The organism is Enterobacter cloacae complex sp. IR5384, assembly GCF_049237265.1.
Classification (GTDB): Bacteria; Pseudomonadota; Gammaproteobacteria; order Enterobacterales; family Enterobacteriaceae; genus Enterobacter; species Enterobacter cloacae.
In genome coordinates, this window is the sequence record NZ_JBMKHJ010000021.1 from 1 (window position 1) to 13268 (window position 13268).

Here is a 13268-nt window from a genome sequence, read left to right on the forward strand (position 1 = left end):
AAGGCGCGGGAATAAAATCCCATTCAGACGCCGGATAGATTCAAGCAAGCCAACTTGTCGTCAAAATCGGTGTTGCAAAAACGGGAGTGACCATAGATTCCGTTTTCCCTGCTGACGCCGCTAATTGAAGCGTTTTATCAGCGCCACAGCGTGACCCGCCTGATTTTTATTAATGGTGTACTGGGCGGCTCCTGGGAGGCCTTGGTTCAGGGGAGGGCGGATATCATCGTCGGCGCATTACATGAACCTCCTCAACTGAGCGATTTTGGGTTTGCCCGCCTCGGGATACTTGAGCAAGTTTTCGCGGTTGCTCCGCATCATCCGCTGGCCCGGGAGCCTGAGCCCATTAACCGGCGCGTTATTAAAGGTTACCGTGCCATTGTGGTGGGCGACAGTTCACGGCCGGAATGTGCCGTATCGTCGCAGCTGCTTGATGAGCAGGAGGCCATTACCGTTTTTGATTTTAAAACCAAGCTGGAATTGCAAATCAGTGGGCTGGGTTGCGGCTATTTACCTCGCTATCTGGCGTAGCGATTTCTTGATAGCGGCGCGCTGATTGAAAAACAGGTCCTGGCTCAAAGCAGTAATGAATCTGTCTGGGTTGGCTGGAATGAACAAACGGCGGGGTTAGCCAGCGCCTGGTGGCGGGACGAAATTTTAGCAAATAGTGCTATCGCCGCTGTCTATACGCAGAGCAGCGTCCACAAATCAGCCAGTTAGCGCAGGAATATTTACAATGCCTTTGTAAAGTATTGCGTTTTGTATCTGATGTGGGGCAAAATGCGCCGCAGCAACCAAAGGAATAATCGACGATATAAAAGGCGTCGGTTATTTTTTTTTGCATGTATGAAACGAAACTAAAAACCAAGAGGCCGGGCTTCGTACCGGATAGATATTTACTAAAATCCGACAGTTGTTGTCGCTGAGGAAGAAAGAAATGGGGCAATTTTTCGCTTACGTGGCGGTTATCACCGTAAAGGAGAATAACTATGTCGCATAACGCAACTCCAAACACCTCTCGCGTGGAATTACGTAAAACACTTACGTTGATTCCGGTTGTTATGATGGGCCTTGCCTATATGCAACCAATGACGCTGTTCGATACATTCGGTATCGTATCAGGCCTTACTGACGGTCATGTGGCAACGGCGTATGCCTTTGCACTGGTCGCTATTCTCTTTACAGCGCTGAGCTACGGTAAACTGGTTCGCCGTTTCCCGTCTGCAGGCTCTGCCTACACCTATGCCCAGAAATCCATTAGCCCGGCGGTTGGCTTTATGGTGGGCTGGTCATCGCTGCTGGACTACCTGTTCATGCCGATGATCAACATTCTGCTGGCAAAAATTTACTTCGAAGCGCTGGTACCTTCCGTACCGTCGTGGCTCTTTGTTGTTGCGTTAGTGGCCTTTATGACCATCTCTAACCTGCGCAGCATTAAGACCGTGGCGAACTTCAACACCCTGATTGTTATTCTGCAAATGGGTATTGTTGCGGTTATTGTGGGTTTGATCATATACGGTGTTTCTCACGGTGAAGGCGCGGGCACGCTGGTCAGCTCTCGTCCGTTCTGGTCTGAAGGGGCACATGTGGTGCCGATGATCACCGGTGCGACTATTCTGTGCTTCTCGTTCCTGGGCTTCGACGGTATCTCTTCTCTGTCTGAAGAGACCAAAGATGCAGAACGCGTGATCCCACGAGCCATTTTCCTGACTGCGTTGATTGGTGGCATGATCTTCATTGGTGCCTCCTACTTCCTGCAGCTCTACTTCCCGGATATCTCTCGTTTCAAAGAGCCGGATGCTTCACAGCCTGAAATCATGCTGTACGTAGCAGGGAAAACCTTCCAGTGGGGCGTACTGATCTTCTCCAGCGTTACCGTTCTGGCTTCTGGTATGGCTGCGCATGCTGGGGTTTCTCGCCTGATGTATGTAATGGGTCGTGACGGTGTGTTCCCAACCCGTTTCTTCGGCTACGTTCATCCGAAATGGCGTACTCCGGCGTGGAACGTGCTGTTGGTTGGCGCAATCGCCCTGATGGCCATTAAATTTGACCTGGTGACGGCAACGGCACTGATTAACTTTGGTGCGCTGGTGGCCTTTACCTTTGTTAACCTCTCCGTGATCTCGCAGTTCTGGATCCGTGAGAAGCGCAACAAAACGCTGAAAGACCACTTCAATTACCTGGTTCTGCCAATGTGCGGTGCGCTGACGGTCGGTGCATTGTGGATTAACCTGGAAGAGAGCTCTATGATTCTGGGCCTGATCTGGGGTGGTATTGGTCTGGTTTACTTGGCCTGCGTGACGAAGAGCTTCCGTAACCCGGTTCCTCAGTACGAAGACGTTGCGTAATACCGTGTCGGGTGGCGGCTACGCTTACCCGACCGACAAAACCCGTAGGCCCGCGTAAGTGCAGCACCATCGGGCAAAAAAAACCGGAGACCATCGCCTCCGGTTTTTTTATCGTTGAATTTCAGACTATCTCTTGTACGTACTTGAACAGTGCTTTCAGCAGCGCCTGCTTCTCTTCATTCCCTTCGTATTGGCCATAAAGCATCTCCAGCTCCTGCGCATAGCCGTGCAGATATTCAGGCGTAAACACATTACGACGATGCTGCAGCCAGCGTTCCTGCTCAGCTTCATCCAGCGTGCCGGGATAGTTACGCGCGCGGTAGTTAAATATCAGCTTCTCAATGCGTTTATCCGCAAAGGTGATGTCCAGCGCGGGCAGGTTACGCGGTTCGGTTTGCAGGACGATGTTCATCGCAGCACGGTCGGCATCGCTGAAGAAGCCGTTATACAGCTGCGCATCCACATTTTCGGACGGCACGAATGGCTCGGCTTCGGCAAATATGGCGACGACTTTCTCGCGCACCTGCGGATTTTCGCGCAGTATTTTAAGGTTATCCAGGCAGTGCTGGCGGTTGATCCCGAGCCTGTCGGCATCTTCCGGGCGCAGCGTATTGGCCTGCGCCAGCACGGGACATTTATTGATATGCACCAGTTTGACCGGCACCGCGGGCAGGTCTCCCAGCGCATCTTTCGGGGTATAGAGGCGCTCACGCAAGGTATCGCTGTCGAGCTCCAGCAGCGGGGAGATATCCCCGGCTAAATCCACCATGATGACCGCGTTACGGTTATCCGGATGCCAGGCCAGCGGTGCCACCCAGCTGGTGTTGCCGCGCCAGGCACCAAACATGCCGGAGATATGCACCAGCGGTTTCATCTGCGGCACATCAATCAGCGTCATCAGTTTCTGCTTACTGCGATGACTCAACAGATACTCAAACAGGCGTGGTTGTGCGGTTTTAACGAGCTTCGCCATGGCAATGGTGGCGTAGACGTCGGCCATCGCGTCGTGGGCATTACTGTGCTCAATGCCGTTGGCGCGCGTCAGGTGCTCCAGCCGGAAGCTTGGCAATCCGTCTTCGTTCTCTGGCCAGTTAATCCCCTCCGGACGCAGCGCATAACAGGCGCGCATGATATCCAGCAAATCCCAGCGCGAATTGCGGTTCTGCCAGCTCCAGGCGTAGGGATCGTAGAAGTTGCGGTAGAAGATGTTGCGCGTCACTTCATCATCGAAACGGATATTGTTATACCCGACCACGCAGGTATGGGGAACGGTGAACAGATCGTGGATACGGCGGGCGAACTCTGCCTCGTTAACGCCTTTTTCCCGCGCTTCCTGGGGCGTTATCCCCGTGACCATGACCGCGCCGGGCTGCGGCAGGTAGTCATCGGCAGGTTTGCAGTAAAAGACCTCTGGCTCACCAATAATATTGAATTCGTCGTCAGTACGGATGGCGGCAAACTGCGCCGGTCGGTCCAGCGCCGGGTGGGTGCCAAAGGTTTCGTAGTCGTGGAATAAAAAAGTCGGGCGTGCGGCAGAGTCAGACACCAGTAATACCATCCTGTTAAAAAGTGACGTCACTATGGTAAACGATCGTGAGGGACAGACCGAATAAAAAGCGCCGTCATACCGCAAATTTGCGAGCGTGGTTCCGGGAAAAACATGCTTCCTGTCACATTTTTTTGCAATTAAGCCAGGTAACGACACCAGAACTCCCGTAAAAAGGTCATCGATTTTTAATGACCTGAGGATATACCGTTGAAACGCCGTCTGTTTATTGCTGTTTCTTTACTCGCTTCGAGTGTCTCATCTGCTTTTGCGGCCGATCCGCTGGATTTTTCGCCGCAGCCTCCGGCCATTCAGGCCAGCTCCTGGGTACTGATGGATTACACTACGGGTCAAATCTTAACGGCGGGCAACGAACATCAACAACGCAATCCGGCGAGTCTCACCAAGCTGATGACCGGCTACGTTGTTGACCGCGCTATTGATAGCCACCGCATTTCCCCGGATGACATTGTCACCGTCGGGCGCGACGCGTGGGCAAAAGGTAACCCGGTATTTGACGGTTCGTCACTGATGTTCCTGAAAGAGGGTGACCGCGTTTCTGTGCGCGACCTCAGCCGCGGTCTGATTGTTGATTCTGGTAACGACGCCTGTGTGGCGCTGGCGGATCACGTGGCCGGTGGCCAGCCGCAGTTCGTGAAGATGATGAACGACTATGTGCAAAAGCTGAATCTGCGCGATACGCACTTCGAAACCGTTCATGGTCTGGATGCCCCAGGCCAACACAGCTCCGCGTATGACCTGGCCGTGCTGTCCAGAGCCATCATCCACGGCGAGCCTGAGTTTTACCACATGTACAGCGAAAAGAGCCTGACCTGGAATGGGATCACGCAGCAAAACCGTAACGGTCTTCTCTGGGATAAGACCATGAACGTGGATGGTCTGAAAACGGGGCACACGTCAGGGGCCGGATTTAACCTGATTGCTTCCGCCGTGGACGGTCAGCGTCGCTTGATCGCCGTGGTGATGGGGGCTGACAGTCCGAAAGGGCGTGAGGATCAGGCCCGTAAACTGCTGCACTGGGGACAACAGAATTTTGATACCGTGCAGATCCTGCACAACGGTAAAAAAGTGGGCACCGAGCGGATCTGGTACGGCGATAAGGAACAGGTGAACCTGGGCACCGACCAGGATTTCTGGCTGGCATTACCGAAAGCAGAAGTACCGAACATCAAGGCAAAATACGTGCTGGATACAAAAGAGCTGGAAGCGCCGATAGCCGCCCATCAGCGGGTAGGCGAGATCCAGTTATACGACCGCGATAAAGTGGTCGCTCACTGGCCGCTGGTGACGCTGGAGCGTGTTGATAAAGGTGGCCTTTTCTCCCGTCTGAGTGATTATCTGCACCACAAAATCTAACCTTTCTGGGCAGACTGGCAGGGTTGCGAGTCTGCTCACATAATAAATACTCCTTGATTGCCGATTATAGAAATTCTGCTTTATAGTGTATAAATATACAGTGATAAACGGAGGCAGTATGGACTACAGCATCAGGCAGGAAAAGAAACGTAAGATTGCCGGTTTTCACCTGGTCGGGCCATGGGAACACACGGTAAAACAGGGCTTTGAACAGCTGGTCATGTGGGTCGATGGCCGACACATTCAGCCGCTGGAGTGGGTTGCGGTTTATTACGATAACCCGGACGAAGTCCCGGCAGAAAAATTGCGCTGCGATACGGCCGTTACGGTACCGGATGATTTCGTTATCCCGGAAAACAGCGAAGGGGTGATGATGACGGAAATTGCGGCCGGAGATTACGCCGTCGCGAAAGCACGTGTTGAAAACTACGACTTCGCCACGCCGTGGTACCAGTTCTTTAACTCCCTTTTGCAGGACAACAAATTCCAGATGGCTCTGAAACCGTGCTTCGAGCGCTATCTCAATGATGGCAACGCCGACGGGTACTGGGACATCGAAATGTTTATCGCCGTAGAGCATAAAGCGGGGTAGTCCTGTTAAATACAGGGTTTTTCAGCCGGGTGTGATCCGCCCGGCTGAAAACACAGTACAATTGTGATTTGCCGTGTAGCTGGAGAGCGGGTGTGCGTCCCGACAAATCATTAACGTCTTTTGAAATTCGGTTGTATAAACACTACCGCGTGGTTCATGGGTGCCGTATCGCGCTGGCATTCGTTCTGACGTTTGTGCTGGTCCGTTTACTGGATGTTCCTGAAGGAACGTGGCCGCTGATCACGCTGGTGGTGGTCATGGGGCCTATCTCGTTCTGGGGGAACGTTGTCCCGCGTGCCTTCGAGCGCATTGGCGGTACGGTTTTTGGTTCAGCCCTTGGGTTGATTGCCCTGAAGCTGGAGCTTATTTCATTTCCGGTGATGTTGGCCTGGTGCGGTGTCGCCATGTTCCTCTGCGGCTGGCTGGCGCTGGGTAAAAAGCCCTATCAGGCGCTGCTGATTGGTATCACCCTCGCGGTGGTGGTCGGCGCGCCAGCGGGTGATATGACCACGGCACTGTGGCGAAGCGGGGATGTTATCCTTGGTTCACTGCTGGCGATGCTTTTCACTGGTATCTGGCCGCAGCGCGCTTTCCTGCACTGGCGCATTCAGATGGCAAATTACGTCACCGCTTTTAACCGCGTCTACCAGGCCGGTTTTTCACCTAATCTTGTCGAACGTCCCCGGCTGGAGAAGCACCTTCAGCAGATCCTTAATGACGTGGTCAAAATGCGCGGTCTGATTACCCCTGCCAGCAAAGAGACCCATATTCAGAAATCGATTTTCGAAGCTATCCAGACCGTGAGCCGCAATCTGGTCTGCATGCTTGAACTGCAAATCAACGCGCACTGGGCCTCGCGCCCCAGCCATCTGTTAATGCTGAACGCGCAAACGCTGAAGGAGACGCAGCAGATGACGCAGCAAACCCTGCTGACCATCGCTCATGCCCTTTATGAAGGTAACCCGCAGCCCATCCTCGCAAACAGCGAGCGTCTGAATGAGATCGTTGCCGAACTGAAACAGCTGATCAACGAGCGACAGGGCGATAACGTAGCGGAAACCCCAATCCATGGTTACGTCTGGCTGAGCATGGAACTGGCGCGTCAGCTTGAGTTGCTGTCGCATCTCATTTGCCGCGCACTGCGCAAATAAAGAGCAGCTATCGCCATATGTGACGGCTGCTGCTTCGATTCAGCATCAATTGGGGTTATGATAGTTTTAAACGATATACTCATTGTCATTCGCAGCCGCTGTCAGTAAGGTTATTGTTACAACGGTTGCTTTAACGAATCCGAATCTCACATTATCAGGGGTGTAAAAATGGAAACTACCAAGCCTTCGTTCCAGGATGTTCTGGAATTCGTCCGCCTGTTCCGCCGCAAAAACAAACTGCAGCGTGAAATCCAGGACGTTGAGAAGAAGATCCGTGACAACCAGAAACGTGTTCTGCTGCTGGATAACCTGAGCGACTACATTAAGCCAGGTATGAGCGTTGAAGCTATTCAGGGCATCATCGCCAGCATGAAGAGCGACTACGAAGACCGCGTTGATGACTACATCATCAAAAACGCTGAGCTGTCTAAAGAGCGTCGTGACATCTCCAAAAAGCTGAAAGTGATGGGCGAAATCAAAAACGCTGAAGCCAAAAGCGAATAATCGCTGCTGATTGCAAAAAAGGCTCTCTGGTGACAGAGAGCCTTTTTTATTACGCAGAGCGCGGCTGAAGCTGGTAGATCCAGGCCTTAACCTGGTCACCTTCGGCGGTGGTCACCATGACCTCGACCCGATCGTAGCCGTCTTCAAATTCGTCCAGCATCGGCCAGTGTGCCTCAAGGTTACTGGAGATAAACAGATAACCCTCAACGCGCGGGCCATCGGCGTGCAGCACGATACCCGGAAAATCTGCCGCAGCGCCCCAGCCACGCGCATAAAATGTCCCGGTGACAAAACCGGCCTGCCATTCACCGCCGATGCTTTCGAGAATATGTGCATTTGAATGGCCCGGGCGTAACGTACCGTAGACAAACAAAGAGTCCATTTTTCCTCACCAGAAAAGCAAAAAGCCCGCTTTAAAAGCGGGCTTTTCAGAATGTGGCTCCTCTGACTGGACTCGAACCAGTGACATACGGATTAACAGTCCGCCGTTCTACCGACTGAACTACAGAGGAATCGTTGTGGAGGCTTATCTTAGCGGCGAAAAAACTTTTGTCAAACCTGATCTTAGTGATTAGCGATCGATTGCCGATTCTGTCATCAGTTTGTTGCAAATCCAGACATCTTTTTATGGAAAATACTTTGCAGGATGAGCTTTTCTCCCCCATCATTTGAAATGGAGTTTCAACTTTTCTCGCTAAGGTCCATTTTGAACGTTACTGCCACTCTCCGCCAGGCGATTATGCGCACGCCATGGTATGCAAAACGTAAAAGTTATCGTGTTCTGTTCTGGCGTGAAATCACCCCGCTTGCCGTACCTATTTTTCTGGAGAATACCTGCGTTCTGCTGATGGGGGTGTTAAGCACCTTCCTGGTGAGCTGGCTGGGTAAAGAGGCGATGGCCGGGGTCGGGCTGGCGGACAGTTTTAATATGGTGGTGATGTCTTTCTTTGCCGCTATCGATCTTGGTACCACGGTGGTGGTGGCCTTTAGCCTGGGCAAGCTGGATCCGAAGCGTGCCCGCGAAGCCGCCCGGCAGTCGCTGATGATCATGACCCTTTTTTCGATCATCCTGGCGGCGGTGATTCATTATTTCGGCAAAGAGATTATCGACTTTGTTGCGGGTGAAGCGACGAATGAAGTTAAGGATCTGGCGCTGACCTATCTGGAAATGACGGTCTTAAGCTATCCTGCTGCGGCTATCGCGCTGATCGGTAGCGGCGCGCTGCGCGGGGCGGGCAACACAAAAATTCCGCTGCTGATCAACGGCGGAATGAACATCCTGAATATCATGATCAGTAGCGTCCTGATCTACGGTGTTTTCTCCTGGGAGGGGATGGGGTTTGTTGGTGCAGGCCTGGGGCTGACTATCTCCCGCTACATTGGTGCGGCAGCCATCCTCGGGGTGTTGATGGCGGGGATCACGCCATCGCTGCGCCTCACGTTAAAAAGCTACTTCCGACCCTTTAACTTCGCCATTATCTGGGAAGTGATGGGGATTGGTATTCCTGCCAGTATCGAGTCGGTACTGTTCAACGGCGGTAAACTGCTTACCCAGATGTTTGTTGCCGGTATGGGGACAGATGTGATTGCCGGTAACTTTATTGCCTTCTCCATCGCCTCGCTGATTAACCTGCCGGGTAACGCCTTAGGGTCGGCCTCCACCATCATCACCGGTAAACGGCTTGGCAAAGGGCAGATAGGGCAGGCGGAGCGGCAGCTGCGCCATGTCTTCTGGCTGTCGACCATAGGTCTGACGATAATTGCGTGGGGGAGCGCGCCCTTTGCCGGGTTGATGGCCTCGTTCTATACCCACGAAGATGATGTTAAAGAGGTCGTTAAGATCCTGATTTGGCTCAACGCGGCCTTTATGCCGATCTGGGCGGCGTCCTGGGTACTGCCTGCCGGGTTAAAAGGGGCACGCGATGCCCGCTTTGCGATGTGGGTGTCTATGCTCGGCATGTGGGGTTGCCGCGTGGTAGCGGGTTATACGCTGGGTGTCATGCTCGGTATGGGGGTCGTCGGGGTCTGGCTGGGGATGTTCCTTGACTGGGCCGTGCGTGGGGCATTGTTCTACTGGCGTATGGTAAGTGGGCGCTGGCTCTGGAAATATCCGCGGCACAATGCCTGACAAATGTGCGAAATGTTGAATAAATCGGCAAACGATCGGAAATCTGCATTCTGCCTTTGACAACACCGGGTAGCATCGATAATATGCGCCCCGTTCACACGATTCCTCTGTAGTTCAGTCGGTAGAACGGCGGACTGTTAATCCGTATGTCACTGGTTCGAGTCCAGTCAGAGGAGCCAAATTTGAAAAGCCTGCTTTTAAAGCAGGCTTTTTGCTTTTGTGCAGCAGGTTAAAATTGCCCGGTGGCGCTGCGCTTACCGGGCCTACGGACGAGTAGGCCGGGTAAGGCGAAGCCGCCACCCGGCAATAAACCGCACTAATGTTTCACACGAATCGGTGCCGTCGCCTCCACCAGCCACGGACGCGCGTCGCTCTCCACCAGCGGGGACAGCGCTTCGCGCACCTGTTGATGATACTCATCCAGCCACTGCTTTTCCTGCTCGTTTAACAGATTGAGTTCGACCTGGCTGAGGTCGATTGGGATCAGCGTCAACGAGGCAAATTTGCAGAATCCTGGAGAGCTTTCCACAATCTCCACCTGATTTTCAATGCGGATCCCATGGCTATCCGCCAGATAGTATCCCGGCTCGATAGTCATAATATTGCCCGCCACCAGCGGCCACGGGTTGACCTTTTTAGCGATGCGATGCGGGTTCTCATGGATAAGCAACTGATGACCCACGCCATGGCCCGTTCCGTGATCGAAATCCAGCCCCATCTCCCACAGCGGCCGACGCGCGAAGGCATCCAGCTGATGCCCCTGGGTGCCGGACGGGAACTGCAGGGTAATCAGCGACAGAAAGCCTTTCAGCACGGCGGTGTAATGTAATCGCTGCTGCGGGCTGACCTTGCCCCACGCCAGGGTACGTGTGGCGTCAGTGGTACCATTATGATACTGACCACCAGAATCATTCAGATAAAAGTGGTCATGGCCGATGGGTTTGTTGCTGGCTTCGCTTGAGTGGTAGTGGCACATCGCCGCATTGCTGGACGAGGCCGAAATGGTCGCAAAACTCTGCTCAATAAAGCCAGGCTGCTGCTCGCGAAACGCGAGTTGCTGTGCCTGGGCCTCCAGCTCGGTCAGCGGCTGACCTGCTGCCGCACGTGCGGGCACTTCACGGCTCAGCCAGGCCAGGAAATTGACCCACGCGGCACCGTCCTGATGATGACACTCCCGGTAACCCGCCAGTTCTACCGGATTTTTATTGGCCTTCATCAGCGTGATGGGGTCGGTGCGCCAGAGAATGTCACCGTGTGGCTCAATGGCAAAACGCAGAGCCACCGGCGCTGAATCGGCATCTACCATCACCCGTTTACCGTGAGAAAGGCGCTGGCAGCGTTCAATAAAGGCATCCTGCGGCGCAATGGTGAAAGCGTTTCGCACGCTATCAGGCAGGTTGCTTAGCTTATTGTCGTTAACGAACCACTCAACGCTACCGTCCCGACTGAGCAGGGCAAAAGAGAGCGGAACCGGGCTGGTGGGAATATCTGAACCGCGCACGTTAAGCAGCCAGGCGATGTTATCCGGCAGGGACACGGCCAGATAATCGGCATTGTTGGCGGCCAGCACGGCGGCGACGCGCTGACGTTTATCTGCGCTGCTTTCACCACTGATTTCAACGGGCATCTCGCGGATAAGCCCCGCCGGAGCGGCAGGGCGATCGGTCCATAACGTATCAAACGGTGACTGGTTAAGCGGCACCATCTCACACGGTGTCGCAGATAGCGTCTCATAATCGGCATTGGTCATCAGCAGCGCTTCAAAACCAATCCGCGTGCCAGCCTCAACGTTGGCCGTCAGCCATTGTGCCAGCGGCTCGTTGTGCAGATGATGGATCTCTACTTCATCCATATTGACCTGCACGCGGGCCTGAACCTGATAGCGGCCATCGACAAAGAGCAGAGCCTTGTCTTTTAGCACCAGTGCCAGCCCCGCCGAGCCATCGAAGCCGGTCAGCCAGGCCAGTTTTTCATCATACGGCGCGCAGTATTCGCTCTGCCAGGCATCTGCGCGCGGGACGATCATCCCGTCGAGCTTATTTTCCTGTAGCCACTGACGCAGGGCCGATAACGGTGATGGGGTGTGCATTATTTTTCCTTATTGTTATCAGCGGAATGGCGGTTCGTTAAAGGTACGCAGCTTGCGTGAGTGCAGCCGGTCACCTTCTGCCCGCAGCAAATCAATGGCGCGAATGCCAATTTGCAGGTGTTCGGAGATAGCCCCTTCGTAGAACCGGTTTGCCTGTCCCGGAAGCTTGATTTCACCGTGCAGCGGTTTATCGGAAACGCACAGCAGCGTACCGTAAGGCACACGGAAGCGATAACCCTGAGCGGCAATGGTGGCGCTTTCCATGTCAATCGCCACCGCGCGGCTCAGGTTGAAGCGCAGGGCAGAGGCGGAGTAACGCAGCTCCCAGTTACGGTCATCTGTCGTGACGACCGTGCCGGTACGCAGACGCTGTTTGACCTCTTCACCCGGCATGCCGCTCACCTCTTTGGTGGCGTCATACAGCGCGCGCTGCACTTCGGCAATGCTTGGGATCGGGATGTCCGGCGGGAGCACGGCGTCAAGCACGTGGTCATCACGCAGGTAGGCGTGGGCCAGCACGTAGTCGCCAATCAGCTGGCTTTCACGCAACCCACCGCAATGACCAATCATCAGCCAGACGTCCGGGCGCAGCACCGCCAGATGGTCGCAGATGGTCTTGGCGTTTGACGGACCCACACCGATGTTGATAAGCGTAATGCCCTGGCCGTCGGCGGTGATCAGGTGCCAGGCTGGCATCTGGTGCTTCTTCCATGCCAGATCGGAGATAGCCTGCTCAGGCGCTTCGGTTTCAGCGGTGATCCAGATCCCGCCGGCACAGGAGAGGGCGATATAAGGGCTCTCCGGGTCAAGGATTTGGCTACAGCCCCAGCGGACAAATTCGTCGACATAGCGGGTGTAGTTGGTAAACAGCACGAACGGCTGGAAATGCTCGGCTGGCGTCCCGGTGTAGTGACGCAGGCGCGCCAGGGAGAAATCCACACGGCGGGCGTCAAAATGCGACAAGGGGGAAAACTCTGCCGGATGATAAATGCCGTCGGCGGTCTCATCGCCAATCTGCGACAGCTCGGTCGTCGGGAAATGGCGCGTCAGCCCTGCGCTCATGGAGCGATCGAGCGTTAACGCCGAACCGTCAATCACGTACGGATAGGGGATTTCATGCTGTGATGGCTCAACGGCAATGTGTGCGCCGTAATCCTGATAGAGCAGAGTGAGTTGCTCCTCAAGATAAGGACGAAACAATGCAGGGCGGGTCACGGTGGTGCTGTAGCAGCCGGAGTGGGTAAAACGCGCGTAGGCACGGGTCTTTGGCGTGGTACTGGCGCTGCCGTCCCAGGTGACAGAGAGCGATGGATAAACAAAAAGGCCCTGGGTTCTGGCCTTTTCGTCGGGAAGTTTCCCTGTTTCGATGTACTCACTGATGGCGCTGCGCAGCGCATTGACGGACTGTTCGTACAGCGCGTCGAGTTTTTCCAGTGCCTGAGCCGGGGTCAGGCTGGAGCCCTTATTATTCATGTCTGTCTCCTTGTTCCACAGGTGTGCTGCTATACCCGATAGTATGTCACACGCCTGTGA

Annotated in this window: 11 protein-coding genes, 2 tRNA genes and 1 pseudogene; 9 read left to right on the forward strand and 5 right to left on the reverse strand. The window is 54.3% G+C overall.

Going from position 1 to position 13268, the window contains the following annotated elements; translation table 11 throughout:
• Positions 1 to 99: 99 nt before the first annotated feature.
• From ACOTX3_RS16480 to ACOTX3_RS16490, 3 genes and pseudogenes are all read left to right on the forward strand, one after another.
• A pseudogene (locus ACOTX3_RS16480) lies at positions 100 to 720 on the forward strand (LysR substrate-binding domain-containing protein); the annotation flags it as partial.
• Between the two features lie 217 nt (positions 721 to 937).
• Positions 938 to 1000 (forward strand): membrane protein YoeI, encoded by a 63-nt coding sequence (gene yoeI, locus ACOTX3_RS16485; RefSeq protein ID WP_099458931.1) that lies wholly within the window; start codon positions 938 to 940, stop codon positions 998 to 1000.
• On the forward strand, positions 990 to 2348 hold the full coding sequence (locus ACOTX3_RS16490) for an APC family permease (RefSeq protein WP_013097840.1): 1359 nt from the start codon (positions 990 to 992) through the stop codon (positions 2346 to 2348). Before yoeI ends, ACOTX3_RS16490 begins: the two co-directional genes overlap by 11 nt.
• A 121-nt stretch (positions 2349 to 2469) precedes the next feature.
• On the opposite strand, the gene sbcB is transcribed toward ACOTX3_RS16490, so the two are convergent.
• Complete coding sequence (gene sbcB, locus ACOTX3_RS16495; RefSeq protein WP_155686931.1) at positions 2470 to 3906, reverse strand: exodeoxyribonuclease I; 1437 nt, start codon at positions 3904 to 3906, stop codon at positions 2470 to 2472.
• Between the two features lie 198 nt (positions 3907 to 4104).
• Between sbcB and dacD the strand changes: the two genes are divergently transcribed.
• The 4 genes from dacD (at position 4105) to ACOTX3_RS16515 (ending at position 7518) form a co-directional block, all read left to right on the forward strand.
• The gene (dacD, locus tag ACOTX3_RS16500; protein WP_127869095.1) at positions 4105 to 5271 is read left to right on the forward strand and encodes a serine-type D-Ala-D-Ala carboxypeptidase DacD; all 1167 of its coding nucleotides are present in this window, start codon (positions 4105 to 4107) and stop codon (positions 5269 to 5271) included.
• Positions 5272 to 5389: 118 nt separating this feature from the next.
• Positions 5390 to 5863 carry a DNA gyrase inhibitor SbmC gene (gene sbmC, locus ACOTX3_RS16505; RefSeq protein WP_013097837.1) on the forward strand — a complete coding sequence of 158 codons (474 nt, stop codon included), beginning with the start codon at positions 5390 to 5392 and terminating at the stop codon, positions 5861 to 5863.
• 92 nt (positions 5864 to 5955) lie between these two features.
• Positions 5956 to 7014 carry an FUSC family protein gene (locus tag ACOTX3_RS16510; protein ID WP_013097836.1) on the forward strand — a complete coding sequence of 353 codons (1059 nt, stop codon included), beginning with the start codon at positions 5956 to 5958 and terminating at the stop codon, positions 7012 to 7014.
• Between the two features lie 168 nt (positions 7015 to 7182).
• Complete coding sequence (locus ACOTX3_RS16515; RefSeq protein ID WP_010432067.1) at positions 7183 to 7518, forward strand: DUF496 family protein; 336 nt, start codon at positions 7183 to 7185, stop codon at positions 7516 to 7518.
• 49 nt (positions 7519 to 7567) lie between these two features.
• On the opposite strand, the gene ACOTX3_RS16520 is transcribed toward ACOTX3_RS16515, so the two are convergent.
• Positions 7568 to 7900, reverse strand: coding sequence for a gamma-glutamylcyclotransferase family protein (locus ACOTX3_RS16520; protein WP_029881834.1), 333 nt, complete (start codon positions 7898 to 7900; stop codon positions 7568 to 7570).
• A gap of 54 nt (positions 7901 to 7954) precedes the next feature.
• A tRNA-Asn gene (locus ACOTX3_RS16525) sits at positions 7955 to 8030 on the reverse strand.
• A gap of 161 nt (positions 8031 to 8191) precedes the next feature.
• Between ACOTX3_RS16525 and emmdR the strand changes: the two genes are divergently transcribed.
• Both emmdR and ACOTX3_RS16535 read left to right on the forward strand, forming a co-directional pair.
• Positions 8192 to 9646 carry a multidrug efflux MATE transporter EmmdR gene (emmdR, locus tag ACOTX3_RS16530; protein ID WP_120727113.1) on the forward strand — a complete coding sequence of 485 codons (1455 nt, stop codon included), beginning with the start codon at positions 8192 to 8194 and terminating at the stop codon, positions 9644 to 9646.
• A gap of 103 nt (positions 9647 to 9749) precedes the next feature.
• A tRNA-Asn gene (locus ACOTX3_RS16535) sits at positions 9750 to 9825 on the forward strand.
• Between the two features lie 137 nt (positions 9826 to 9962).
• Here the strand turns inward: ACOTX3_RS16535 and ACOTX3_RS16540 are convergent.
• A complete protein-coding gene (locus ACOTX3_RS16540; protein ID WP_058679659.1) occupies positions 9963 to 11735 on the reverse strand; it encodes an aminopeptidase P family protein in 1773 nt (590 codons plus the stop codon).
• A gap of 18 nt (positions 11736 to 11753) precedes the next feature.
• Positions 11754 to 13208, reverse strand: coding sequence for an AMP nucleosidase (locus ACOTX3_RS16545; protein WP_013097832.1), 1455 nt, complete (start codon positions 13206 to 13208; stop codon positions 11754 to 11756).
• Between the last annotated feature and the right edge of the window lie 60 nt (positions 13209 to 13268).

What these genes read in the sequence shown, in the direction of transcription:
- ACOTX3_RS16540 (WP_058679659.1), bottom strand. Translation starts at nt 11,735, where the DNA reads ATGCACACCCCATCACCGTTATCGGCCCTGCGTCAGTGGCTACAGGAA.
- ACOTX3_RS16545 (WP_013097832.1), bottom strand. Translation starts at nt 13,208, where the DNA reads ATGAATAATAAGGGCTCCAGCCTGACCCCGGCTCAGGCACTGGAAAAA.
- ACOTX3_RS16520 (WP_029881834.1), bottom strand. Translation starts at nt 7,900, where the DNA reads ATGGACTCTTTGTTTGTCTACGGTACGTTACGCCCGGGCCATTCAAAT.
- ACOTX3_RS16515 (WP_010432067.1), top strand. Translation starts at nt 7,183, where the DNA reads ATGGAAACTACCAAGCCTTCGTTCCAGGATGTTCTGGAATTCGTCCGC.
- sbcB (WP_155686931.1), bottom strand. Translation starts at nt 3,906, where the DNA reads ATGGTATTACTGGTGTCTGACTCTGCCGCACGCCCGACTTTTTTATTC.
- emmdR (WP_120727113.1), top strand. Translation starts at nt 8,192, where the DNA reads ATGGAGTTTCAACTTTTCTCGCTAAGGTCCATTTTGAACGTTACTGCC.
- sbmC (WP_013097837.1), top strand. Translation starts at nt 5,390, where the DNA reads ATGGACTACAGCATCAGGCAGGAAAAGAAACGTAAGATTGCCGGTTTT.
- ACOTX3_RS16490 (WP_013097840.1), top strand. Translation starts at nt 990, where the DNA reads ATGTCGCATAACGCAACTCCAAACACCTCTCGCGTGGAATTACGTAAA.